Origin of the sequence: Sphingopyxis sp. OPL5, from assembly GCF_003797775.2 — a bacterium.
In the GTDB taxonomy this organism is placed as follows: Bacteria; Pseudomonadota; Alphaproteobacteria; order Sphingomonadales; family Sphingomonadaceae; genus Sphingopyxis.
In genome coordinates, this window is the sequence record NZ_CP060725.1 from 4,150,462 (window position 1) to 4,173,969 (window position 23,508).

The window sequence follows — 23,508 nt, forward strand, 5'->3', positions numbered from 1 at the left end:
AGATATGCGCACGCCGCTGCTCCTCGACATTGCCGCCGATGCATGCTGCGACCGCCTGGCGGTCGGCGGGCGCGACGGCGGGCTCGATTTCGCCGCCTATCGCGCGCGGGCGAGCCGGGTTGCCGCGTGGCTGGCCGACAAGGGCAAGGCGAACACCGCGTTCCTCGGCATGAACGGCGACGCTTTGCCCGTGCTGCTGTTCGCGAGCGGGATGGCGGGGACGCCGTTCGTGCCGCTCAACTACCGCCTCGCCGATGGCGATTTGAACAAGCTGGTCGCGCGCACCGCGCCCGCGATGCTGATCGCCGACGACGATATGTTGGCCAGGATCGCGCCGGTCGAGGGGGTTGAGCTGATCGCGCGAAGCGATTTCGAGGCCGAGTTTTTACGCGGCGACGTACCCGAACCCGTGATGCTGGACGAGGCCGAGAATGATATCGCGGTGCTGCTGTTCACCAGCGGCACGACCGGCGATCCGAAGGCCGCGGTGCTGCGCCATGGCAATCTGACCTCCTATGTGATGTCGACCGTCGAGTTTCTCGGCGCCGATGAGGATGAGGCGGCGCTGGTCAGCGTGCCATCTTACCATATCGCGGGCATTTCGGCAATTTTGACCGCAGCCTATGGTGGGCGACGGATCGTCTATCTGCCCGCCTTTACCGCCGAGGATTGGGTAACGACGGTGGCGGCGGAGGGCATCACGCATGCGATGGTGGTGCCGACGATGCTCAATCGCATTCTCGATGTGATGGCGGCGACGGCCGAGACGCTTCCGACGCTACGCGCGCTTTCCTATGGCGGTGGCAAGATGCCCGAGCCGGTGATCGCGCGGGCGCTCTCAGCCTTGCCGCATGTCGCCTTTGTCAACGCCTATGGGCTGACCGAAACCAGCTCAACGATCGCCTTGCTCGGCGCCGAGGATCATCGCGCGGCCTTCGCCTCGGACGATCCGGCGGTGCGCCGGCGCATCGCCTCGGTCGGCCAGCCGCTGCCGAGCCTCGAGCTTGAAATCCGGCGCGACGACGGAACTTGCTGCGACGTGGGCGAGCATGGCGAAATCCATGTCCGCGGCGAGCAGGTGTCGGGCGAATATCTGCACAAAAAGTCGATCGCCGACGACGGCTGGTTCGCGACCAACGACGCCGGCTGGCTCGACGAGGGCGGCTATCTGTTCGTCGAGGGGCGGCTCGACGACGTGATCGTGCGCGGCGGCGAGAATATCTCGCCGGGCGAGATCGAGGATGTGCTGCGCGGGTTCGACGATATCGCCGACTGCGCGGTGCTCGGCATTCCATGCGTTCAATGGGGCGAGAAGGTGGTGGCGGTGATCGTGTCGCGATCGGGCGCGCCCGACACCGCTGCGATGGCGGCAACGATCCGCGCCAAGCTGCGTTCGACCAAGACCCCCGAACAATGGTTTGTGCGCGATGAGCTGCCCTATAACGAGACCGGAAAGCTGCTGCGCCGAATCCTCAAGGCCGAACTGGCCGAAGAGGTTTGCGCCGGGTAGGACGGCGCGATGACCGCACCCGATTATCACGCCGATCATCTTGGGGCCGACCGTCTGTCGGCGCCGGGCGGCGAGCCGGTGTTGGTGGTCGATGCGGCGCGGTGGTCGCGGCCGAAGGCACCGATCCAGGCGGTGGTGATCGGCGTCGATCGCGAGGGCGCGTTGCCTGCCGTCGTGGTCGACGATTTCGACCTGTTGCTGACTTTGACGAACGACGCGCCGCGGCCGTGGGTGTCGCTCGACGGGCGCGATGTCGAGGGCCAGGTCGAACGGCTGGCAAGCGCGGTGCGTAGCAATCCGTTGGCGGCAACGATCGCGGCACAGTTGTTGCGGCTCACGGCGAGAATGCCGCTGGGCGATGCGCTGACGGCCGAATCCCTTGCCTATTCGGCGTTGCTCGGCGGGGCGGAATTCGCCGCCTGGCGCGAAACCGCGCTCATCGACGACGGTCCGCCGACGCCCGCCGAACCGGTGATGATTGAGCGCGACGGCGACCGGCTGACTCTGACGCTGAACGACCCCGCCAACCATAATGCGATGACCGCCGCGATGCGCGACGCATTGTACGAGGCGCTGGCCAACGCACTCGACGACCCGAGCGCGCCCGATGTGCTGCTGCGGGGCGCGGGCAAATGCTTCTCGACCGGCGGCGGCCTGTCCGAATTCGGCAGTGCGCGCGACCTGGCGGAGGCGCATCTGGTGCGGACATTGCACAGCTGCGCGCGCGCGCTCGATGCGCTGGGCGATCGGGGGACGGCGCGGCTGCACGGCGCCTGTGTCGGGTCGGGGATCGAAGTCGCGGCGGCGGCGCATCACCGCATCGCGGCGCCCGACGCGTGGTTTCAGCTGCCCGAAATCGGCATGGGGCTGATTCCCGGCGCAGGCGGGACCGCGACCGTCGCGCGCGCGATCGGGCGGCATCGGACGCTGTGGATGCTGCTGTCGGGCAAGCGGGTCGGCGCCAGGATGGCTCTCGACTGGGGGCTCGTGACCGCAATCGAGGACCGTTCGTGACCGCGTTGCTCGACGCCGTGGCGGCGGCGGGCGACCGGCTGGTGGCAGCGTCGGGCAAACGGATCGCCTTCGATCCGCACCGGGCATTGTCGCGGCACGACGATCTGACGCTCGCGGAGCCGGGCGAGTGGTCGCCGAACCGCCATTGCCGGCTGGTGCCGTGTCGCGATGGGTGGATCGCAGTAACGCTGGCGCGCGACGAGGACCGCGAACTGGTTCCGGCATGGACGGGAGCAAGGTTTGAGGACGAGCCGTGGGACGCGATCACGGGCTTTGCGGCGGAGCGCGCAGCGGGGGTGGTGGTTACCGGGGCCACCGACCTGCATATGCCGGTGGCGCGGGTGGGCGAAGCGGAGCCGCTGGCGATGTCCGACCTCGGGTCCGGCAAGCCGAGCGACGGCATCATCGTCGACCTGTCGGCGCTGTGGGCGGGTCCCTATTGCGGGGCGCTGCTCGCCGAGGCGGGCTATGCGGTGGTCAAGGTCGAAGCCGCCGAACGCCCCGACCCGACCCGGCTGCATACGCCGCACCTCGACAAAAGGCTGAACGGCGGCAAGCGACATCTGGTCATGGCTCTCGACGGCCCGGACCTGCTGGCGATGATCGGCGAAGCGCGCGTTCTGATCACCTCGGCGCGGCCGCACGCGCTGGCGCGACTGGGACTCGATGAGGCGCGGCTGTTTGCGATCAATCCCGACCTGTTGTGGATCGCGATCACCGCGCATGGCTGGTCGGGCGATGCCGCGATGCGGGTCGGTTTCGGCGACGATTGCGCGGCGGCGGGCGGGCTGGTGCGGTGGGAGGATGGCCGGCCGCGGTTCATCGGCGACGCGCTGGCCGATCCGTTGACCGGGCTGACCGCGGCGACGCTGGCGCTGGAGGCGTTGGCGGCGGATGAGTGCGGGTTGCTCGATGTTTCGCTCGCCCGCACCGCCGCGACTTTCGCCAAGGCGATGGCATGAGCGAGCGGTTCGACCTGATTATCCGCAATGCGCGCGCCGCCGATGGGAAGCCGTGCGCTGTCGCCGTTCGGGATGGATGCATCGCGGCCCTCGGCGCGGCGGTGGATGGCCATGGGCCCGAGATCGACGCCAAGGGGTTGACTTTGGGGTCGGGCCTGCACGATCATCATCTGCACTTGCTGGCGACCGCGGCGCGGATGGAGTCGGTCGATCTCGCCGATTGCCGAACGGTCGGGGCGGTGGTCGCCAAGCTGCGCGCCCGCCCCGGGGCACCCGGAACCTGGGTGCGCGCGATCGGCTATGACGAGCGGGTGGCGGGGTTGCCCGACCGGGTCTTGCTCGACGCCTGGCTGCCCGATCATCCGTTGCGGGTGCAGGATCGGACGGGGGGCTATTGGCTGCTGAACAGCGCGGGCGTCGCGAAGCTCGGCGAACCGCCCTTCCCCGATTGCGTCGAGCGCGATGCTGATGGGCGAGCGAACGGACGGATCTGGCGCGGCGATGGCTGGCTGCGCGGGCGGATCGGCGGGGCACCGCCGTCGCTTGCGGCGTTGGGTATGAAGCTGGCCGAGTGGGGCGTGACGGGCGTGACCGACGCGGGCGCGTTGAATGGTCCGGCGGAGGCCGCGCTGCTCGCGGGGGCGATGCCGCAGCGGCTGGTGATGATGGGGAGCGAGGACCTGCCTGCCGGTGAAGGCTATGCACTCGGCCCGGTGAAGCTGCTGCTCGACGAGAACGACCTGCCGCCGGTCGAGGCCGTCGCGCGGCGGATTGCGGCGGCACGCGTGCTGGGGCGCAACGTCGCGGCGCATTGCGTGACGCTGGGCGAACTGGTCTTCTATCTGGAAGCACTGGCTGTTGCGGGGGGGGCGAAGCCCGGCGACCGGATCGAGCATGGCGGGGTGATCGCCGACAGCCTGATCGGCGATATCGCGGCGGCAGGATTGACGGTGGTGACGCAGCCGAATTTCATTCACGACCGCGGCGATCGCTATCTGTCACAGATGGAGGCGGACGATCTTGGCGATCTCTATAGGCTGGGTTCGCTGACGCGCGGCGGGGTGCGAGTGCTTGGGGGTTCGGACGCGCCTTATGGCGATGCCAATCCTTGGGTGGCTTTGCGGGCGGCGACCAATCGGCGGACGCGCGGGGGCGACATCATCGGGGAGAGCGAAGCCGTCGGGCGGGCGGAGGCTTTGGCGCTGTATCAGGGCGCGCTTGCGATCGGGGCTCCAGCGGACCTGATATTGTATGACTGGCCCCAGGATATGGGCGCGTTGGGGACTGTTAGTTTGACCATGATCGGCGGCGAGATCGTCTGGCAGCAGTGAAACCGACCTCTGTCTGGATCGTCATTGCGAGGAGCGAAGCGACGCGGCAATCCAGAGTAGGCGTAAACCGCCCTGGATTGTTTCGCTGCGCTCGCAATGACGACGTTTATATGTCTGGAACGCGCTGCTTCAATCCCGCACCAGCAGCATCGCCCCCGCGAGCGGGCCGCCCGAGGTTGACGTTGCGCAGACCTGCGGGTCGCCCTTCACCTGCCGCGCCCCGGCGCGGCCCCACAGCTGGGTGCAGGCTTCGTGGACCGCGCCATAGGCGTGGAGGCGGCCGCCCGACATCGCGCCGCCGCCGGAGTTGACCGGCAGTTCGCCGCCCAGCGCGATACGGTGGCCGCCGTCGATGAAATCCTTGGCGCCATAACGTTCGCAAAAGCCGAAATTTTCGAGCCAGTTGATCGTGTGGAAGCTGAACCCGTCATAAAGCTGCGCGATGTCGACATCAGCTGCCTTGAGGTCGGTGCGGCCCCACATCATCTCGGCAACCTTGGGCTGCGCCTGCGTGTCGAGTTCGGCCAGTTGGGTCCAACTGTTGCGGTAGCGCATCGACGAGCCGATCGCCTCGATGCGGATCGGCGGATTCTTCAGGTCGCGCGCGACGTCCATGCGCGAGACGATGATCGCCGCGGCGCCGTCGATCGGCACGTCGCAGTCGTAGATGCGCAGCGGGGTCGCGATCAGCGGCGACGCGAGATAATCGTCGATGGTGATCGGGGTCTTGTAGATCGCGTTCGGATTGAGCGCGGCGTTGCGGCGCTGGTTGACCGCGATCTGGCCGACCTGCTCGGGCTTGATGCCGCTTTTGTGGACATAGAGATTGAAGAATAGCGCCTGCTGGAGTGCGGCCGCGTAAGTGTAATAGGGCGCGTACCAGGCGAAGGGGCCCGCCTGACGCTGCCCCTCGCGGAGCAGCGAATTGGCGTAGGCGGTCTTGCGCGCCGTCGCTTCGTACATGGTGCGGAAGATCAGGACGTTGCGGCACAGACCCGCGGCGATCGCACCGATCGCGTTGAACACCGCGCCATATTGGCCCGGCGCCTCGCCACCGCCGCCGTACCAGCCGACTTCGAGCCGCAGCGCATCCTGCAGCGCCGCGCAGCCGACCGGCGAGAAGCCCGAGCCGTCGGCTTTTTCGCCAGGCCAGGTCGCTATGCCGTCGATGTCGGCGCGGGTCAGGCCGGCGTCGGCGATCGCTTCGAGCGCGGCATCGACGGTGAGGCCGAGCGCCGACTTGGTCGCGCCGCGCGAGACTTCGGACATACCGACGCCGGTGATCGCGGTGTTTTTCTCGGCGAAACGGGTCATGATTGCACCGGACGGAAGAGGGGTATCCACAAATCCTCGGCGGGTTCGAAGACGACCTCGACCTCCATGTCGAAATCGACTGCGTCGGGCGGACATTCGACGATGTTGCAGGGAATGCGGACATCGTCCTGCTCCGCGATCGCGACCAGCGCGAGGACATAGGGTTCGGTCAGGTCGGGTACCCAAGCCTTGTGATTGACGGTGAAGGTAACCACCCTGCCCCGTCCCGACACCGCGTGCGGCGCGACGTCGCGGCTCTCGCAGCGCGGGCAGAAAGCCACTGGGGGGTGAACATAATATTCGCAGGCGGCGCAGCGATGGATCGCGAGCTTGCCGTCGCGGCCCCATATCCAATAGGCCTGATTGTCCCGGTCGATCACCGGCAGCGTTCGCGCAATCATGTCTCTCTCCCAGTTATTACACTAGGTCATAAACCAAGAGTTGACACATCGTCAATTTTTGCGATGATGCGCCCAACGATAAATCAACTGGAAGAGGAGAGTCGCCATGCAGATGGACGATATGGTGATCATCAGCGTCGACGATCATGCGGTCGAACCCCCCGAGGCTTTTATCCGCCACTATCCCGAGGGCAAGAAGGACCGCGCGCCGCGCATCGTCCAGGACAATGGCAAGGATATCTGGTCGTGGAACGGCCAGCGTTTTCCCACGATCGGGCTGAACGCCGTCGTCGGCCGCCCGCGCAGCGAATATGGCATGGAGCCGAGCGCCTTCGCGCAGCTCCGCCCAGGCACCTATGATCCAAAACTCCGCGTCGACGACATGAACGCGAACGGCGTGCTCGCCTCGCTGAACTTTCCGACGATGCCGAGCTTTGCCGGCGGGACCTTTGTCTCGATGGCGCAGAAGGACCCCGAGGAGGCGCTGCTCGCCTGCCGCGCGTGGAACGACTGGCATGTCCAGGAATGGTGCGCGACCGCGCCGGGCCGCTTTATCCCGATGTGCCTGATCCCGATGTGGAACATGGACGACACGCTCGCCGAACTGAAGCGGATGAGCGACCTCGGCGTCCACGCCGTCAGCTTCTCCGACAACCCGTCGAACATCGGCCTGCCGAGCATCCACAATGAATATTGGGAGCCGTTCTGGAAGGCGTGCAGCGATTACAAGATGGTGATCAACTGCCATATCGGCACCGGGGCGCGCGCGATGCATCCCTCGCCCGAAAGCCCGATCGACGCATGGATCACCGCGATGCCGATCTCGATCGCCAATTCGGCGGCCGACTGGACCTTCGCGAAATTCTGGCAGCGCTACCCCGATCTGCGCATGGCGCTGTCCGAAGGCGGCATCGGCTGGATCCCTTACTTCCTCGAGCGCGCCGATTTTACGCACGAACATCATCATGAATGGACCTACACCGACTTCAACGGCGAGCGCCCGTCGGACCTGTTCAAGCGCCACATCATCTGCTGCTTCATCGACGACCAGTTCGGGGTGAAGAACCTCGAGTATATGAACACCGACATGATCGCCTATGAATGCGATTATCCGCATTCGGACACGGTGTGGCCCAATGTCCCCGAATATCTGTGGGCGTCGGTCAACGGGATCGAGAAGGCGACGATCGACAAGATCACCCACCTCAACGCGATGCGCGAATATAGCTTCGATGCCTTTGCGCTGAACGGCGGGCGCGAAAATTGCACGGTCGCGCACCTGCGCGAGCTGGGCAAGGATGTCGATGTCAGCCCGCGCCACAATCTGGGCGGTCTGAAGACCGACAGCATGGACGCGATCGGCCAGGCGCGGCGTCCGGTGACGTCGGGCGACATCGAACGCATGTTCGCGTCGGCCTGAGCGGAGGATATTATGACCGAGACGACGCTCTCTCGCTGTCCGATCGCGCATGCCCCGGCGGATGCCCCGCCGGTGCCGGCGCATGTCCCGCCCGAACGGGTGCTCGATACCCGTTTCGCGCAGGGCCAGATCGCCTATGATCTGCCCGATCCCTATCTGCCCGCCGATGTGATGCGCGACCCCGAGGTGCCGCGTATCCTCTATTATCCGTGGCCGACGAGCGGGCGGCAGCATGGCGCGTGGACGGTATCGCACTATGACGACATCCGCCGCGTCTATGAGGACAACGACATCTTCTCGACCGAGGGTGCGGCGCAGTTTCAGGCGCTGGCGGGCGAGACCTTTCCCTCGATCCCGCTCGGCATCGATCCGCCCGACCATGGCCGGTATCGCCGCTTCCTGAACCCCTGGTTCACCCCGGTCGCGATGAACGACATGGAGCCGAAGATCCGCGCGATCGTCAGCGAGATGATCGACGCCGTGGTCAAGGACGGCGAGGTCGACATCGCCTATGATTTCGGGCGCATCTACCCGGTCCGCGTCTTCCTGAACCTGATGGGCTTTCCCTTCAGCATGTTCGACCAGTTCCTCGAATGGGAATATGCGATCCTGCACAACCCCGACATCGGCGCCAAGGCCGAGGCGGTGAAGGGCATCCTCGCTTATCTTCGCGGCTTCATCGCCGAGAAGCAGGCGAACCCCGACGAGACGCTGGGGAGCTATATCGCCAACGGGTCGATGGACGGCCAGCCGCTGACCCCCGACGAGACGATCGGCATGACCTGGTTCCTGTGGCTCGGCGGGCTCGACACCGTCGCGTCGACGATCAGCCAGATGTTCCGCCGCATGGCGCTCGACACCGAGCTTCAGGCGCGCATCCGTGCCAATCCGGAGATCATCAACAGCGCGGTCGAGGAGTTCCTGCGGGTCCAGCCGCTGGTCAACAGCGGGCGGCGGATCAAGAAGGATTTCACCTGGCACGGCGTCGACCTGAAAGAAGGCGACTGGATCGCCTGCATCAACAGTTCGGGCAATTTCGACGAAAATCAGTTCGCCCGCCCGCGCGATTTCGATCCCGAGCGCAAGAACAACCGCCATTTCACGCTGATCGGCGGAGTGCATATCTGCCTCGGCGCGCATCTGGCGCGGCGCGAGCTGCGCGTGCTGCTGAGTGAATGGCTGACGCGCGTGCCGCCCTTCCGCCTCAAGCCCGGCGCCGATACCACCGTGATCCCGGGGCTGCTGTCGATCCGCAACCTGCCGATCGTCTGGGACACCGAAACCGCCTGACAGGAACAAGACCATGGCCTTTTTGAAATATGACGACGCCATTTATGTCGGCGGCGAATGGCAGAAGACCGACCAGCGCGAGGCGGTGATCAACCCCGCCGACGAAAGCCTGCTCATCGAAGCACCCGTCGGCAGCGCGGCGCAGGTCGACGCCGCGATCGGCGCGGCGCGTGTGGCGTTCGACCAGGGCGACTGGGCCTATATGCCGGTTGCCCAGCGGCAGGCCATCCTGACGCGCTTCCTCGACGCGCTCGACGCGCGCAAGAGCGCGATCGTCGACATGATCGTTGCCGAAGCCGGCGCGACGCGGATGCTCGCCGAGTTCCTGCAGTACGGCATCCCGATGAAACATGCCCGGCGGACGATCGAGGTCGCCTCACGCCCCGCCGTCTCGTCGCTGCCGGTCGAGCTGACCCCCAATGCACAGGGCCGCACGACGCTGGGCACCGGAGTGGTCAGCCGCGAGCCAGTGGGCGTGGTCGCGGCGATCTCGCCGTACAACTTCCCCTTCTTTCTCAACATCGGCAAGGTGATCCCGGCGCTTGCGGTCGGCTGCACCGTGGTACTCAAACCCTCACCCTATACGCCTATGCAGGCGCTCATCCTCGGCGAGATCGCCGACGAGGTCGGGCTGCCCAAGGGCGTGCTAAGCATCGTCACCGGCGATATCGAGACCGGCAAGCTGCTGACCACCGACCCGCGCGTCGACCTCGTCCACTTCACGGGGTCGGACAAGGTCGGGGCGATGATCCAGGCGCAAGCGGCGCCGACGCTGAAGCGCATCGTGATGGAGCTTGGCGGCAAGTCGGCGCTGATCGTGCGCGCCGACGCCGACATCGCAAAAGCCGCAGCGGCGGGGATCATGGGCTTCACCACGCATGGCGGCCAGGGCTGCGCGCTCACCACGCGCCACATCGTCCACAACAGCGTCCGTCCGCAGTTCGTCGCGGCGATGCAGGCGATGCTCGGGCATCTGAAGATCGGCAATCCGGTCGACCCGACCGTCAATTACGGCCCGCTGATCCGCGAAGTCGCGCGCAAACGCACCGAGGATTATGTCGCGATCGCACAGGACGAGGGCGCGACGCTGGTCGCGGGCGGCAAGCGGCCCGAGGGGCTCGACAAGGGCTATTATTATGAGCCGACGTTGTTCGATGATGTGAAGAACAACAGCCGCCTCGCGCAGGAAGAGGTGTTCGGGCCGATCGGCGCGGTCATCGGCTATGACGACGACGAAGAGGCGATCGCGATGGCCAATCACAGCGATTTCGGGCTGTCGGGCGCGATCTATTCGGCCGATGCGGGACAGGCGTACCGCATGGCGCTGAAGCTGCGCACCGGCGGGGTCGGCATCAACGGCGGCGCCGGGACGATGCAGTCCGACGCACCGTTCGGCGGCATCAAACGCTCGGGCTATGGCCGCGAATATGGCGAAGAGGGCCTCAACGAATTCACCTACCAGAAGGTCATCGGCTTTCACGCCGAATAAGGGGATCAGCCATGACCAAAGTGATGTCCGGCATCCGCGTCCTCGAGGTCGCGCAATTCACCTTCGTTCCGGCGGCGGGCGGGGTGATGACCGACTGGGGCGCCGATGTGATCAAGATCGAGCATCCGGTGCGCGGCGACGCGCAGCGCGGCATCCAGATGCTGCAGCGGCTGGCGGTTAACCCGCAGCGATCGTCGCTGATGCAACATCCCAATCGCGGCAAACGCAGCGTCGGGATCGACATTTCGACCGAGGAAGGCCGCAAACTCCTCTATGAGATCGCGAAGACCTCCGACGTCTTCCTGACCAACTACCTGCCCTCGGCCAGGCAAAAACTCGGTATCGATATCGAGCATATCCGCGCCGCCAATCCGAACATCATCTATGTCCGCGGCAGCGCCTTTGGCGACAAGGGGCCCGAGCGCGACAAGGGCGGGTTCGACAGCACCGCTTACTGGGCGCGCGGCGGGTCCGCGGTGCTGGTAACCCCGAAGGCGCTCGACGGCCCGCTGACCCAGCCGGGCCCGGCCTATGGCGACACGATCGGCGGTATGAACATCGCGGGCGGCATCGCCGCGGCGCTGTTTCACCGCGAACGCACCGGCGAGGCGACCGAAGTCGATGTGTCGCTGCTGTCGTCGGGCATCTGGGCGACCGCCTGTTCGGTCGACGTCGCGATGGAACTGGACAAGGACCCGTTCGAGAATCTGATGCCCGGCGGCGGGCAGTCGGTCGGCACAAACCCCTTCATGGGGGTGTTCAAGACGGCGGACGGCAAGTTCATCAATCTCACCGTGCTGTCGCCCGGACCCTATATCGAGGATGTATTCGGCCATCTCGGCATCCCCGAAGCGGCGCTGGACGAACGCTTCTCGACCGCCGAGGCGATCATGGCGAATGCGGCGGAGGCCTATCCGCTGGTCAAGGCGGCGATCGCGGCGCAGCCTTATGCCTATTGGATCCAGCATCTCAAGACGATGCGCGGGCAATGGGCCGCATACCAGTCGGTCCATGATGTCGCGAGCGACGAACAGGTGCTGGCCAACGACCTGATCTTCGAAGTCGAGTCCGCAGACGGCGGCGCGCCGATCCGGCTGGTCGCGAACCCGGTGCAGTTCAATCACGCGGGCGTCGAAAACACGCGCGCGCCCGAGGCGTCCGAGCATACCGAGCTGTTCCTGATGGAACTGGGGCTCGAATGGGACCGGATCGAGGACCTGAAAAACAAGAAGGCGATCGCCTGACCGGCGGGCGCGGCATGGCCTCCCCTCCCCTTCGCGTCGGCATCATCAGCGCCGCCTGGGGCGCCAAGGCGCACCTCCCGGCTTGGCGCAGCCTCGACGGGATCGAGGTGACCGCGATCTGCACCTCGCGGCCCGAGACGGCGGCGAAGGCGGCGGCGGATTATGGCGTGGCGCGGGCGTTCCACGATTTCCGCGAGATGGCCGCCGACCCAGACATCGACATCGTCGATTGCGGCACCCGCCCGCCGCTGCGTTACGATATGGTGATGGCCGCGCTCGGCGCGGGCAAGCATGTCTATAACGGCATCCCGTTCGCCAAGGACCTGAGCGACGCGCGGGCGATGACCGACGCCTGGCGGAAGGCCGGGACGGTCGCGGTGGTCGATGCCTTCATGCAGGCGGTGCCGGGGATGGTGCAGATGAAGGCGATGGTCGACGCCGGCTGGCTCGGCGAAGTCTTCGGTGCCGATATCGCGTTCGAGGTGCCGTTGTTCAGCGCCGCGCAGACCAATGTGCCGGGCTATGTCTGGTTCGCCGATCCCGCCAACGGCGCGAGCGCGGGGCGCAATTTGGGAAGCCATATGCTGCACCTGCTGGTGCATTTTTTCGGGCCGGTGGCGTCGGTGACGTCCGATATGTCGCTGGCGTTGAAAGAATGGCCGCTGGACGGCGAGATCATCCGCCCCGAAGTGCCCGACCGGGCGTCGATGCTGCTGCGCCATGCTTCAGGCCTGCCGACGCGGGTCGAGGCGAACTGGGGCAAGATCGGCGGCGAGGGGTTCCGCTTTTCGGTCTGGGGGTCGAAGGGACGCCTCGAAGCGCGCGCGCCGGTGTTTCCGATGGCGCATGATACGCGATTGTTCGGAACGCGCGATGCGGCGCTGGGCACGGCGGCAATGGACGAGATTATGGTCGAGGCGGACTATCGGGCGGTGGCGGGTTGCCATGCGGTGGCCGAGCGCCCCGAGACCGGGCTGTTCGCGCTCGCGTCGATCTTTGCGGCGATGCGCGATGCGATCAATGGCGAGGGTATGGCGGCGCCCGATTTCGCGCAGGGATTGCATGTGCAGGAGGTGGTCGAAGCGGCGGTGCGCGCGAGCGACGAGCGGCGCTGGGTCGATATTCAAGCTTAGAAAAAGAACCCGTGCTCCCGCGAATGGGGGAGTCCATCACCAGCCGGCGCCACTTTGAACCGACCGGAGATGGGTACCCGCCTTCGCGGGGACACAGACCCTTTTTCCATCGCTGGATTTCAATCCCGCCGCAGCAGCATCGAGCCCGCGATAAATCCGCCGCCCATGCCGCACGCCGCGACCTTGGCGTCGGCGACCTGACGTCCGTCGGCCTGCCCCCAAAGCTGCATGCACGCCTCGTGCAGCAACCCGAAGCCGTGCAGCCGCCCGCCCGACAACTGCCCGCCGCCGGTGTTGACCGGGAAGCGCCCGCCGGGGCCGATATTGCCCTCGGCGATGAAATCCTTCGCTTCGCCATGGCCGCAGAAGCCGAGCGCTTCGAGCCAATAGGGCACGAAGATGCTGAAGCCGTCGTAGAGCGCGAGCATGTCGACATCGGCGGGCTTCAGGTCGGTGCGTTTCCACATGTCGGCGGCGCTGTCGTGCGCGCCCATCGTTGTGAGGTCGGTCCGCTGGTCCCATGTTTCCTGCGAACCGAGCGCGGCGCCCATCGCTTCGATCGTCAGCGGCGCCTTGGCGCAATCCTTGGCGGCGTCGGCGGCCGAGACGATCACGACGCAGGCGCCGTCGATCGGCACGTCGCAGTCGAACAGGCCGAGCGGCGACGAGATCATGCGGGCGCCGAGATACTCGTCCATCGTCAGCGGGGTGCGCATGACGGCAGAGGGGTTTTTCTGCGCAAAGGCGCGCTGCCCGGTGGCAACGAGGCCGAGATGCTCGCGGGTCATGCCGAATTCATGGAAATAGCGCTGCGCCATCCAGCCGGCCCAGTTCGACGCCGACATCGCGTTGGCGGGGACGAGATAGGAGTACCAGCCGCCGAGCCGAGCGCGGCCGGCGCCGGGGATGCTGGCGCGCCGAGTCGCGGTCTGCGAACTGCTTTCGGTGAGCGCGCGGAAACAGAGGACATGGCGCGCCTGCCCGGTCGCGACCGCCATCGCCGCGACCTGGATGGGCGCCATCTGCGACGGACCGTCGGGGACGGCGCTGTGCCAGCGGGTCTTGAGGCCGAGCGCGTTGCGGACTTCTCCGGTGCCGAGCGGCGACATGCCCGGCGAATTGTCGGCCTTGCCCGGATAGGTCGAGATGCCGTCGATATCGTCCTTGGTGAGGCCCGCACAGTCGAGCGCGCGTTTGACCGCCTCGGCGAGATGGAGGATCGCAGGGCGGTTCGTCTTGCGGCCGATGTCGGACATGCCGACGCCGGTGATGGCGGCGTTCAGGGTCATTGCGCGGGCTCCCACTGGGGGAACCAGACATCGTCGACGTTGGCAAAGGTCACGCGCACGGCCTGCCCTATCCTGACGGTTTCTGGGTCGGTGTTCACCACCTCGGCGGTGACGCGAACGCCCGGGGCGCCGTCGAGATCGACCACCGCGAGCGCGAAAGGCACCGGCATATCGGGCATCCATGGCTGGTGGTTCACGGTGTAGGTATAGACGGTACCGGTGCCGGGAACCGTTTTGAATTCAACCGCTTCGCTCCAGCACTTCGGGCAGACGAGTTGCGGCGGATGGATCGCATGATCGCAATCGCCGCAAAAGGCGATGATGAGTTCGCCTTGCGCGCCGCCGGTCCAGAAGGCGGTGTTTTCGGGGGTAAGTTCGGGGAGTGGTCGCATCGATTTTCCTGCAAAACGATCTTGGAAGTTCAAACCTGGAGCGTGGCACCGCCGCTGACGCGGAGCGTTTCGCCGGTGACGAAGCTTGCGCCCGGCGACACGAGCCACAGCATCGCCTCGACGATGTCGCGCTCCTCGCCTTCGCGTTGGATGATCTGCATCGCCATCACCTGGTCGACCACCGGCTGAGGCAGTTCGGCGCGGATGGTGTCGGTGAAGATCAGTCCCGGCGCGATCGCGTTGACCCGGATGCCCTCGGGCGCGAGTTCGTTCGCGAAGGAGACGGTCAGGCCGCGCACCGCGAGCTTCGAGACGCCATAGGCCTTTTGCGCGCCATAGGCCGCCATCGAGGCGATGTTGATGATCGATGCGCCCTCGCGCCCGGTCATGAAGGGCCGCGCGCCGAGCGTGCAATAGACGACGCCCCAGACATTGACCTCGAACATTTGCCGCGTGCGTGCGGTACCGAGTTTACCGATGAATTCATTCGCTTCGGCCGAATGGATGCCGGCATTGTTGATCAAGATATCGATGCCGCCATGACGATCGGCGATGTCGGCCATCGCGGCGTGAACCCCCTCCTCGTCCGCAACATCGACCATGATAGCCTCGGCGCCATGGCCAATTTCGGCGGCCGCCGCCTTTGCCGCAGCTTCGTCGAGATCGAGTTGCACCACCTGGGCGCCGCGCTCCGCGAGCGCCATGCCGAACGCCTTGCCAAAGCCGCGCCCGCCGCCGGTGATGACGGCGACCTTGCCCGTCAGATCATGCACGGTCACGGCCTTCTCCGCCTGCGGCAGCCGCCGTCTTTGGCAGCAGCAATGCGACCAGCACGGCGGCGGTGCACAGCGCGGCGATGACGATGACGGTGATGTCGTAGGCGAAGGGCGACGGATAGCTTTCCTTGCCACGGCGAGCGATGTCGACGGCCAGCAGCGTGGTCACCATCTGCGCCCCGATGCCCATGAAGAGCTGGCGGATGACGGTGAGCAGGCCCGAAATCTCGCTGATCCGTTCGGGCGGCGAGGCCTGGGCGATGATCGTCGGGGCGACCGAGAAGAGCATGGTGGTGCCGAAGCTGATGACGATGAGCTGGACGACGACCTTCCCGAAGCTGTCGATGTCCATGACGAACCAGAGCAGCCAGCCGGAGACCGTCACGATCCCGCCCGCGATCAGCGCAAAACGTCCACCACCGCGCGCCGCGAGCCAGCCGCCGAGTGGCCCGGCGAAGACCGAGCTGAGGTTCGACGGCAGTTTGGCGACGCCCGCGAGCGTCGCGGTGAAACCAAGGCCGGCGAGCGTCCAGAGCGGCGCCTGCATCAGCAGCGAGAAGAAGACGGTGATCTGGAGTGTGCTCATCGCGACGAGCGCGGTCACCGCGCTGCCGACCGCGATGGTGCGGTCCGAAAAGCTGCGCACCGCGATCAACGGATTCGGGCTGGCGAGGCTGGCGCGCAACCACCAGAGGGTGAGCAAGATCCCCGCGCCGAGCGCCGCGAGCGGCAGCGGGGCGGCCCAACCCCAGTCCTTGCCCATGGTGAAATAGACGAGGACAAGCGCGACACCGGGCGCGAAGGCGAGGCCCGAGAGCCAGTCGACGGGTTGGCTCGCGGCTTGGCGCGGCGAGCGTGGCAAGAGGCCGGCGATCGCGACCGCGGAGACGGTGCAGAGGCCCGCGCTGGCGAAGAAGACGCCGTGCCAGCTGAAATTGTCGACGATCACGCCGCCGACGACGAGCCCCGCCGCGGTGCCGATCGAGGCGCCCGAGATCATCAGCCCGATCGCCATCGGCGCGCGGTCCTTGCCGGCATTTTCGTGGACGAGACCGATGCACAAAGGCAGGATCGCGCCGGTGACGCCCTGCATCAGGCGCCCCGCGAGGAGCACCGGGAAATTGGTCGACAGCGCGCTGATCAGCGAGCCGACCGCGCCGATGATCAGCACCACGACGAGCACCTGCCGCCGCCCGAACAGGTCGCCGAGACGCCCGACGATCGCGGCGATCGCCGCGCCGACGATCAGATAGCCGGTGATCAGCCAGCCGACCATCGCGGGGTTGCCGAAATCCTCGATCAGCTTTTTGAGCGCGGCGAGGATCATTGCGGTCTCGAACGAGCCCGTGACCTCGGCGATCCAGAGCGCGCCGATGATGAGCGGAAGGTTACGGCGCGGTGTCACCCTAGCCCGCGATCGCCTTGGCGCCCTCGGGCACCCCGACCTGCGCGGCGCGGACCTCGATCAGGTCGACGCCGATGTCCGCCGGCAGGCCGATGACCGAGAGCAAAGCCTTTGCCATCGATTCGGGGGTCGCGCCCTCGCCCGTCATCGACGCATGGCCGGTCTCGACGATCTTTTTGTAAAAGGCGGCGACGGTTTCCTGCGACCAGCTCTTGCCTCCCGAACCGCCCTTGACCGACCCCGAGCGCAGCACGGTGACGCGAATGTCGTCGCTGCGCAGTTCGTCGCGGAGGCCATGGCAGAGGGTTTCGACCGCCGCCTTGGTCGCGGCGTAGAGCGCCAGCATCGGGAACGGCATGTTCACCGACTCGCTGCTGATCGCGATGACCTGACCCTTGGTGGCGCGCAGATGCGGGATCGCGGCGCGGATCAGCCAGGAAACGCCGAGGATGTTGATGTCGATATGGCTGCGGATCATCTCGTCGCTGCCCGCTTCGAAGGCGAAGGGGTGGAAGATGGCGGCATTGGCAACGACGACATCGATGCGGCCGAAATGGGTGGCCGTCTGCGCGACGGCGGCGTTCACCGCCTCCGACGAGGCGACATCGCAGGCGATCGGCAGCACCGCATCGCCGAACTCGGCGGCGAGGGTCTCGAACTCCTCCGACGGACGTGCGAGGCACGCGACCTTCACGCCCGCCGCGACAAGCGCGGCGACGAAATGTCGTCCCATTCCTTTTGACGCGCCGGTTACGACGGCGACCTTGCCGCTCAGCCCTTCCATCCCGAATCCCCTGATTTTTGGTCTTTTCGTTTCATTTTTGACGATACGTCAATTTTTTGCCATATCGCAACCCCGCTGTTAGGATGGCGGCAAGATTTCGGGGCAGGATCACCTATTTGACGCAGACACAGGCTATTACGACGGCACCGACCCCGCCCGAGCGCAAGCTCGGCGCAAAGGGGCAGCGGACACGGCAACAACTGATCGAGGCGACGGTCGACCTGCTCGAAACGCACGGATTGCGCGACGTGTCGGTGGTCGACGTCGCGCGCGCAGCGCAGACGTCGCCCGCAACCTTCTATGTCTATTTCAAAGGGGTGCCCGAGGTGGTGCTGGCGGCGCTCGAGCATGCGAGCCAGACCTCGCCCGCGCTCGAAGCGGTGATCGCGCGCGACTGGCTGGCCCCCGGTGCCGAGGAAGCTGCGGCGGCGTTCGTCGAGGAATATACCGGCATCTGGAATCGCAACCGGACGATCTTCGTCGTGCGCAACCTCGCGGCCGAGGAGGGCGATGCGCGTTTCTATGAGGCGCGCATGACGCAGGCGCGTCCGATGATGGATGCGATCAGCCAGCAGGTCGTACGCGCGCAGGCCGCAGGACGGACACCCGCGCACCTGTCGCCGCGGTCGTGCGCGGGCACGGTGCTGATGATCCTCGAGCGCCTGTCGGCGATCGGGCCGATGAGCAGCCATTCGGACGGTGTCGGCTATGCCGATCTGAAGGCGGCGGCGGCGCATAGCATCGCGATGATGCTGGGCGCGCGGGGGTGAGAGATATTTCCCCTTCCGCTTGCGGGAGGGGCAGCGAGACTTGCGAGCTTGCTCGCTAGTCGCAGCGGGGAGGGTTGGCGAGGTCACAGGCCCTCCCCTAACCCCTCCCGCAAGCGGGAGGGGAACATTAGCCCGCCGCTTCCGCGATCATCTTCTGGATGTCGAGTACGCCGGTCGCCAAACCACCCGCGAGGCCCGCGTCGACGGGCAAACACACGCCGCTGATGAAGCTCGCGGCGTCGCTGTTGAGCAGGATCAGCGGCAGCGCCTGTTCCTCGGCGGTCGAATAGCGTCCCTTGGCCTTGGCGAAGGCGCCGAGCACGGCGTCGCCCGCCACCTTGCGGAATTCACCGAGCATCGGGGTGTCGATCGGGCTGGGCATGGTGCAGTTGATGCGGATGTCGCGACCGATCAGGTCGGGGGCGCGGACCTGCGTCCAGGTGTTGATCGCTTCCTTGGCGAGGCTGTACGGATCGCCCACTTCCCCGGCACGGTCGAGATACCATTGGCGCGCCTCGGCGAAATCCTCGATGGCGATGAATTCGCGCAGCAACGGCTGGCGCGTCAGCCATTTCATGCCGCCGAGCGACGAGACCGAGACGATCGCGGCGCCGGGGTTGAGGTGCGGAATCCATCCCTCGGTCCAGGCGCGGATGCCGAGGAAGTTGACGGTGACGACATCCTCACCGGGGAAGGTCTGCGGCAGGCCCGAGACGTTGAAGACGGCGTCGATCTTGCCGCCGATCTTGTCGATACCCGCCGCGATGGCATCGGGGTTCTTGAGGTCGACTTCGGTAAAGCTCGCGAGATTGACCGGCGAGGGTTTGATGTCGGCGCCATGCACTTCGGCGCCGAGGTCGACGAGCGCGCGCGCGGCGGCTTCGCCGGTGCCCGAGAAGCAGCCCATCACGACGACGCGCTTGCCCTTATATCCCAAAATGTCGGTAGCCATGTCCCAAACCTTTCCTGATTATGTCGGATCGCCGCTATGCGAGCGCGGCAAATTTCGTGTTCGCGAGGCCGCCCATCGCGTCGGCCATCAGCGCCGCCTCGCGCACCTCGTGCGCGTTGCAGAGGATGATCGCGGGAGCGGTGGCGATGGTGCCTGCCGCCACGGCGGTGCGAAAGGCCGTCCAGGCGGCGCGATAGTCTTCGAATTCGGCGCCGAGTGTGGCTTCGATTTCCTGCTTCTCGGCCGCGTGAAATCCCGGTTCGAAACGCTCGATCGCGCGCCACCATTTGATCAGGCGCGCCATGCCCTTGGCCTTTACCGCCGCCTGCTGGTCGGCGAGGCGCGGGACGATGGTGTCACGAATATCGTCGAGCGCGATGGCGAAGCTGCGGTCGTGCGATCCCTGCGGCGCGTCGGGCATTGTGACGGACGGCAGCGCAATGCCCGCCGCTTCTGCCAAGGCGTTCGAGAGGACGCGGCGGTGGATCGTCGAATAGACGAGGTTCATGCCGAGATTGGGCGGCGGCGGCGCGTCGGGATCGTCGTAGCGCGAGCGGCGTGCGAAGCTGGTCTGGAACAGCAGCCGCCAATAGCGGAGGCGCGGCAGGTCGACTTTGTGGCCGCCTGCGGCCTCATAGGCGGCGAAGGCCTGCGGGAGCGGCACGAAGCCCTGAAACAACATGCGCAGCGCGAGCATCGCGAGGTCGGCCATCGGGTCGCCATAATGGACGAGTTCCCAGTCGAGCAGCGCGGTGACGCGGTCCTCTTCATAGAGGAAATTGCCGGGGCCGGCGTCGCCGTGGACGATCACCGGCGCGGGCATGTCGGCGGGGATATTCGCCTCGAGCCAGTTCAGCGACAGGTGGATCAGCGGGTCCCAGCCCTTGCCGCCGTTGCCCGCGCGCAGTTCGGCGATGCGGCGGCGGATGAAGACCTCGGCGGGTTCGACCGGGCCCATGCCGTCGATCGGGTGCGCGGTGACGTCGATGCGGTGGAGCGCGGCGAGCTGCGCCATGAAGTCCTGCGCCAGCGTGTCGCGCTGCGCGGTATCGGCGATCGCGCCGAAGCGGTCCTTGCCCGGGATCATGCCGCAGACCAGCGCGCGCTGATAGGGGACCGAGGCGTAATAGGGCGCGACGCGGACGCCGGCATCGGCAAGCGGACCCGAGAGGGCGCGGAGCACCGCGGCTTCGCGCAGGAAGGCGGCGTCGTCCCCTGCCCCGGCCTTGTGGACGTCGTAGTTCATATAAGCGCTGGCGGTGCGGCGGTCGGGCCATTGAAGATCGAGTTCGGCGCCCTCGCGCGAGGCGCCGCCGCCGCCGCGTGGGCGAACCGCGACAACGCGCGCGCCGCTGGCGGATTCGACCGCCGACGCGAGGCCCGGCGGGAGGAGGTCGTGTGGGTTCATCCGACGATCTTCGCTTCGCGGAACGCGGCGATCTCTTCGTCCGAATAGCCGATTTCGCGCAGGATTTCGTCGCTATGCTCGCCGACCGCGGGGCAGCAGCGTTTGAAGACGACAGGGATTTCGCCGAAATTCCAGAAGGCGCCGGGCTGTTCGACGATGCCGTAGAGCGGTTGCGGCAGCACCGAGACGAGGTTCAGTTCGCGATTGCGCGGATCGTCGAAGAAGCGGTGCATCGCATTTTCGAAATTGACCGCGTCGGCGGGGACGCCTGCGGCTTCGAGTGAAGCGAGGAGGTCGTTGGCGGTGCGGTCTTTCGCAGCGGCCGCGAAATCGTCGCCGAGCAGATCGCGCATCGCGGCTTGCTGGTCGGGCTTGAGCGCGGCGACCGCGACCCATCCGTCGACGCATTCGAAGATGCGGTGGTAAGGCGAAAAGCCGGTCTGGTCGCTGGTGAGGTGATAGGTTTCGGTGAGTTCGCCGTCGGCGCCGATCAACCGTTCGCCCTGGGTGAAGGCGGCCATGCCGAGCAGCGAGGTCTGCGTCGTATAGCCACGGCCCGTCGTGCGCCTGGCATAGAGCGAGGCCATGAGTTCGACGAGACAGCTTTGCGCGGTCGAGACGTCCATCGTGCCGGGGCGGTTGAAGATGGGTTTGTTGCCTTCGCCGCCATTTTCGAATTCCCAGCCGGCGATCGCGTTGAAGATCGAGTCATAGCCGGGCCAGTTGCCGCGCGCGCCGCGCTGGCCATAGGCGCTGGCATAGTTGAAGGCCACGTCGGGATTGTATTGGCGGATGCCCTCTTCGCTGAGGCCGAGCTTCGCCGCGCCCTTGAAGCGCATATTGTGGTGGACGAGTTCGGCCCACTGGATCAGCCGTTCGAGGATCGGCTGGGCTTCGGGCTTGGTGAGGTCGAGCGCGAGACTGCGCTTGCTGCGCGCCGCGGCCTGATAATAGCGGTGCATGAAGCGGATGCGGTCGCCGGTCAGCGCCTCGACCTTGATGACATTGGCGCCCATGTCGCCCATCATCGACGGCCCCATCGGCCCGGCGAGGAACATGCCGAGGTCGAGCACGCGGACGCCTTCGAGGACTTCGGCGGGGGCAGCGTTGGAAGCGGGCGCGGGTTTGGCGGTCCATATCGTGTCGCCACCTTCGCCGAGGCGCGGCGCCGGGCGGCCCTGCGGCAGATCGGCGTCGGTGTGGAACGGGACATTGGGCTGGCGGGTCCGACCGAGGTCGGGGTCGTCGACTTCGACGACATAGGCGTTGGCCTCGACGTCGTCGTGGCGGAGCATCTCGCCCATCGGAAAGGCGGGTTCGGCGGCGATGTCGGCGGCGCGAAGGTCGGCGAGCCAGTTGTCGAGCGGGCGGAGTTTGAAGGCGGCCGCCTGCCCGGCCTCGGTTTCAAGGTCGACGTCGGTCTCGGCCATGACGTCCCACATCGTCGGCATGGTGGCGTAATCGAACTGGCGGGTCGGATCCATGATCTGGAGCCAGTCGCCGCCCTGGCATTGGAACAGCTGCTGCGAAATCGGGCGGGCGCCGGATGGATAGGTCAGCGGGTTCGGCATCGGCCCTTCGCTGTTGCGCGCCCAGACGAGCGGCAGCGTCGCGAGGAAGCCCTGGAAGATCGAGGTGTGCGCGGGACCGCCCTGCCCGGTTTGCAACCGCATGACGAGGCGTGCGAGCAGGCCGGCGGCGGCGAGATGCGCGGCAGACCAGCTGCCTTGCTGGTAACGGTAGACGATCGGGCCGGGACGATAGCCGTCATTCTCGTACATCGCGCCGACGCGCGCGGCGACGAGCAGTTCGTCGTCGCTGCGTTCGACGTCGGGGTGGTTCGCGGGCGAGCCGGTGATCGCGGTGACGACGAGATGCGGATGGCGTGCGGCGAGGCTGGCGTCGTCGAGACCGAGCGCCTTGGCGCGCGCAGGGGTGAACTGGTGGAGCAAGGCGTCGGCGCCGGCGAGGCGGTCGTCGAGCGCGGTCAAGCCTTCGGGCGTATCGAGATCAAGCCCGAGGCTTTTCTTGCCGCGGTTCCAATTGGCGAAGGGCGCGGTGCCGCGCGCGGGGTCGCCGCCGGGGCGTTCGACCTTGAGGACATCAGCGCCGAGTTCGGACATCATCAACCCGGCGACCTGGACCGCCATGCCCTCGCCGATCTCGACGATGCGAAGGTCGCCGAGCATCGGTCAGGCCTTCTTGAAGTTGGGCAGGACCCAGTCGTCCTGGATCGGGGTCCAGTCGACGGTCACCTTCATCCCGATATGGACTTCTTCGGCATCGCAGCCCGAGACGTTCGCATTCAGGCGGGTGCCCGGCGCGCCGTCGAGGTCGACGACGACGGGGACATAGACATAATCCTCGCCATTCTTCGGATTCTTGTTGCAGATCGCAAAACTGAACACCGTCGCGGTCCCGGGGAGCGCGGGCCACTCCTTCGCGCGGCTGCCGCATTCGGGGCAGATCGCGGTCGGCGGCATGCGGAAATGGCCGCAGTCGCCGCACTGGCACGCGGTGAGCTTATGCTCTTTCGCCGCCTGCCAGAAGGGCTCGGTATCGGGGTTGGTGGTGATGCGAATCTGGTCGCCGGGAAGCGCGCGGGCGGGGCCATAGGTCATGAG

At 66.5% G+C, this 23,508-nt stretch carries 21 protein-coding genes; 10 read left to right on the forward strand and 11 right to left on the reverse strand.

Going from position 1 to position 23,508, the window contains the following annotated elements; all coding sequences use genetic code 11:
- Positions 1–4 precede the first annotated feature (4 nt).
- The 4 genes from EEB18_RS19970 to EEB18_RS19985 are packed head-to-tail and all read left to right on the forward strand — an operon-like array spanning position 5 to position 4,817.
- Entirely contained in the window at positions 5–1,510 is a 1,506-nt protein-coding gene (locus tag EEB18_RS19970; RefSeq protein WP_187139943.1) for a class I adenylate-forming enzyme family protein, read from the forward strand.
- Positions 1,511–1,519: 9 nt separating this feature from the next.
- A complete protein-coding gene (locus EEB18_RS19975) occupies positions 1,520–2,524 on the forward strand; it encodes an enoyl-CoA hydratase/isomerase family protein (protein ID WP_187139942.1) in 1,005 nt (334 codons plus the stop codon).
- Positions 2,521–3,486, forward strand: coding sequence for a CoA transferase (locus tag EEB18_RS19980; protein WP_187139941.1), 966 nt, complete (start codon positions 2,521–2,523; stop codon positions 3,484–3,486). The genes EEB18_RS19975 and EEB18_RS19980 overlap by 4 nt, the downstream gene beginning before the upstream one ends.
- Positions 3,483–4,817, forward strand: coding sequence for an amidohydrolase family protein (locus tag EEB18_RS19985; protein ID WP_187139940.1), 1,335 nt, complete (start codon positions 3,483–3,485; stop codon positions 4,815–4,817). The genes EEB18_RS19980 and EEB18_RS19985 overlap by 4 nt, the downstream gene beginning before the upstream one ends.
- Before the next feature lie 129 nt (positions 4,818–4,946).
- On the opposite strand, the gene EEB18_RS19990 is transcribed toward EEB18_RS19985, so the two are convergent.
- A complete protein-coding gene (locus tag EEB18_RS19990) occupies positions 4,947–6,131 on the reverse strand; it encodes a thiolase family protein (protein ID WP_187139939.1) in 1,185 nt (394 codons plus the stop codon).
- Positions 6,128–6,532 carry a Zn-ribbon domain-containing OB-fold protein gene (locus EEB18_RS19995; protein ID WP_187139938.1) on the reverse strand — a complete coding sequence of 135 codons (405 nt, stop codon included), beginning with the start codon at positions 6,530–6,532 and terminating at the stop codon, positions 6,128–6,130. The genes EEB18_RS19990 and EEB18_RS19995 overlap by 4 nt, the downstream gene beginning before the upstream one ends.
- Positions 6,533–6,638: 106 nt before the next feature.
- Here EEB18_RS19995 and EEB18_RS20000 point away from each other — a divergent pair, with 106 nt between their 5' ends.
- Genes EEB18_RS20000 through EEB18_RS20020 form a run of 5 tightly spaced genes read left to right on the forward strand, consistent with a single transcriptional unit; the run spans position 6,639 to position 13,108 of the window.
- Positions 6,639–7,952 carry an amidohydrolase family protein gene (locus tag EEB18_RS20000; RefSeq protein WP_187139937.1) on the forward strand — a complete coding sequence of 438 codons (1,314 nt, stop codon included), beginning with the start codon at positions 6,639–6,641 and terminating at the stop codon, positions 7,950–7,952.
- 12 nt (positions 7,953–7,964) lie between these two features.
- The gene (locus EEB18_RS20005) at positions 7,965–9,242 is read left to right on the forward strand and encodes a cytochrome P450 (protein ID WP_187139936.1); all 1,278 of its coding nucleotides are present in this window, start codon (positions 7,965–7,967) and stop codon (positions 9,240–9,242) included.
- Positions 9,243–9,255: 13 nt separating this feature from the next.
- Positions 9,256–10,731 carry an aldehyde dehydrogenase family protein gene (locus EEB18_RS20010; RefSeq protein ID WP_187139935.1) on the forward strand — a complete coding sequence of 492 codons (1,476 nt, stop codon included), beginning with the start codon at positions 9,256–9,258 and terminating at the stop codon, positions 10,729–10,731.
- 11 nt (positions 10,732–10,742) lie between these two features.
- Positions 10,743–11,975 (forward strand): CaiB/BaiF CoA transferase family protein, encoded by a 1,233-nt coding sequence (locus tag EEB18_RS20015; RefSeq protein ID WP_222943120.1) that lies wholly within the window; start codon positions 10,743–10,745, stop codon positions 11,973–11,975.
- Positions 11,976–11,989: 14 nt separating this feature from the next.
- Positions 11,990–13,108 (forward strand): Gfo/Idh/MocA family protein, encoded by a 1,119-nt coding sequence (locus EEB18_RS20020; RefSeq protein WP_187139934.1) that lies wholly within the window; start codon positions 11,990–11,992, stop codon positions 13,106–13,108.
- Between the two features lie 119 nt (positions 13,109–13,227).
- Here the strand turns inward: EEB18_RS20020 and EEB18_RS20025 are convergent, their stop codons facing one another.
- The 5 genes from EEB18_RS20025 to EEB18_RS20045 are packed head-to-tail and all read right to left on the reverse strand — an operon-like array spanning position 13,228 to position 17,754.
- On the reverse strand, positions 13,228–14,397 hold the full coding sequence (locus tag EEB18_RS20025) for a thiolase family protein (RefSeq protein ID WP_187139933.1): 1,170 nt from the start codon (positions 14,395–14,397) through the stop codon (positions 13,228–13,230).
- On the reverse strand, positions 14,394–14,789 hold the full coding sequence (locus EEB18_RS20030; RefSeq protein ID WP_187139932.1) for a Zn-ribbon domain-containing OB-fold protein: 396 nt from the start codon (positions 14,787–14,789) through the stop codon (positions 14,394–14,396). The genes EEB18_RS20025 and EEB18_RS20030 overlap by 4 nt, the downstream gene beginning before the upstream one ends.
- 29 nt (positions 14,790–14,818) lie before the next feature.
- The gene (locus EEB18_RS20035) at positions 14,819–15,568 is read right to left on the reverse strand and encodes an SDR family NAD(P)-dependent oxidoreductase (protein ID WP_262408018.1); all 750 of its coding nucleotides are present in this window, start codon (positions 15,566–15,568) and stop codon (positions 14,819–14,821) included.
- Positions 15,555–16,970, reverse strand: coding sequence for an MFS transporter (locus EEB18_RS20040; protein WP_187139931.1), 1,416 nt, complete (start codon positions 16,968–16,970; stop codon positions 15,555–15,557). Before EEB18_RS20040 ends, EEB18_RS20035 begins: the two co-directional genes overlap by 14 nt.
- Position 16,971: 1 nt before the next feature.
- Positions 16,972–17,754, reverse strand: a complete 783-nt coding sequence (locus EEB18_RS20045; RefSeq protein WP_187139930.1) for an SDR family oxidoreductase — start codon at positions 17,752–17,754, stop codon at positions 16,972–16,974.
- A 116-nt stretch (positions 17,755–17,870) separates the two neighbouring features.
- On the opposite strand from EEB18_RS20045, the gene EEB18_RS20050 reads away from it, so the two are divergent.
- Positions 17,871–18,524: a TetR/AcrR family transcriptional regulator gene (locus EEB18_RS20050; protein WP_187139929.1), complete on the forward strand. Its 654-nt coding sequence runs from the start codon at positions 17,871–17,873 to the stop codon at positions 18,522–18,524.
- Between the two features lie 127 nt (positions 18,525–18,651).
- Here the strand turns inward: EEB18_RS20050 and EEB18_RS20055 are convergent, their stop codons facing one another.
- Genes EEB18_RS20055 through EEB18_RS20070 form a run of 4 tightly spaced genes read right to left on the reverse strand, consistent with a single transcriptional unit; the run spans position 18,652 to position 23,505 of the window.
- Entirely contained in the window at positions 18,652–19,476 is an 825-nt protein-coding gene (locus EEB18_RS20055) for a coniferyl-alcohol dehydrogenase (protein WP_187139928.1), read from the reverse strand.
- A gap of 34 nt (positions 19,477–19,510) precedes the next feature.
- The gene (locus EEB18_RS20060; RefSeq protein WP_187139927.1) at positions 19,511–20,884 is read right to left on the reverse strand and encodes a phosphotransferase family protein; all 1,374 of its coding nucleotides are present in this window, start codon (positions 20,882–20,884) and stop codon (positions 19,511–19,513) included.
- Positions 20,881–23,073, reverse strand: a complete 2,193-nt coding sequence (locus EEB18_RS20065) for a CaiB/BaiF CoA-transferase family protein (protein WP_187139926.1) — start codon at positions 23,071–23,073, stop codon at positions 20,881–20,883. The genes EEB18_RS20060 and EEB18_RS20065 overlap by 4 nt, the downstream gene beginning before the upstream one ends.
- A gap of 3 nt (positions 23,074–23,076) precedes the next feature.
- Entirely contained in the window at positions 23,077–23,505 is a 429-nt protein-coding gene (locus tag EEB18_RS20070; protein ID WP_187139925.1) for a Zn-ribbon domain-containing OB-fold protein, read from the reverse strand.
- Positions 23,506–23,508: the final 3 nt, after the last annotated feature.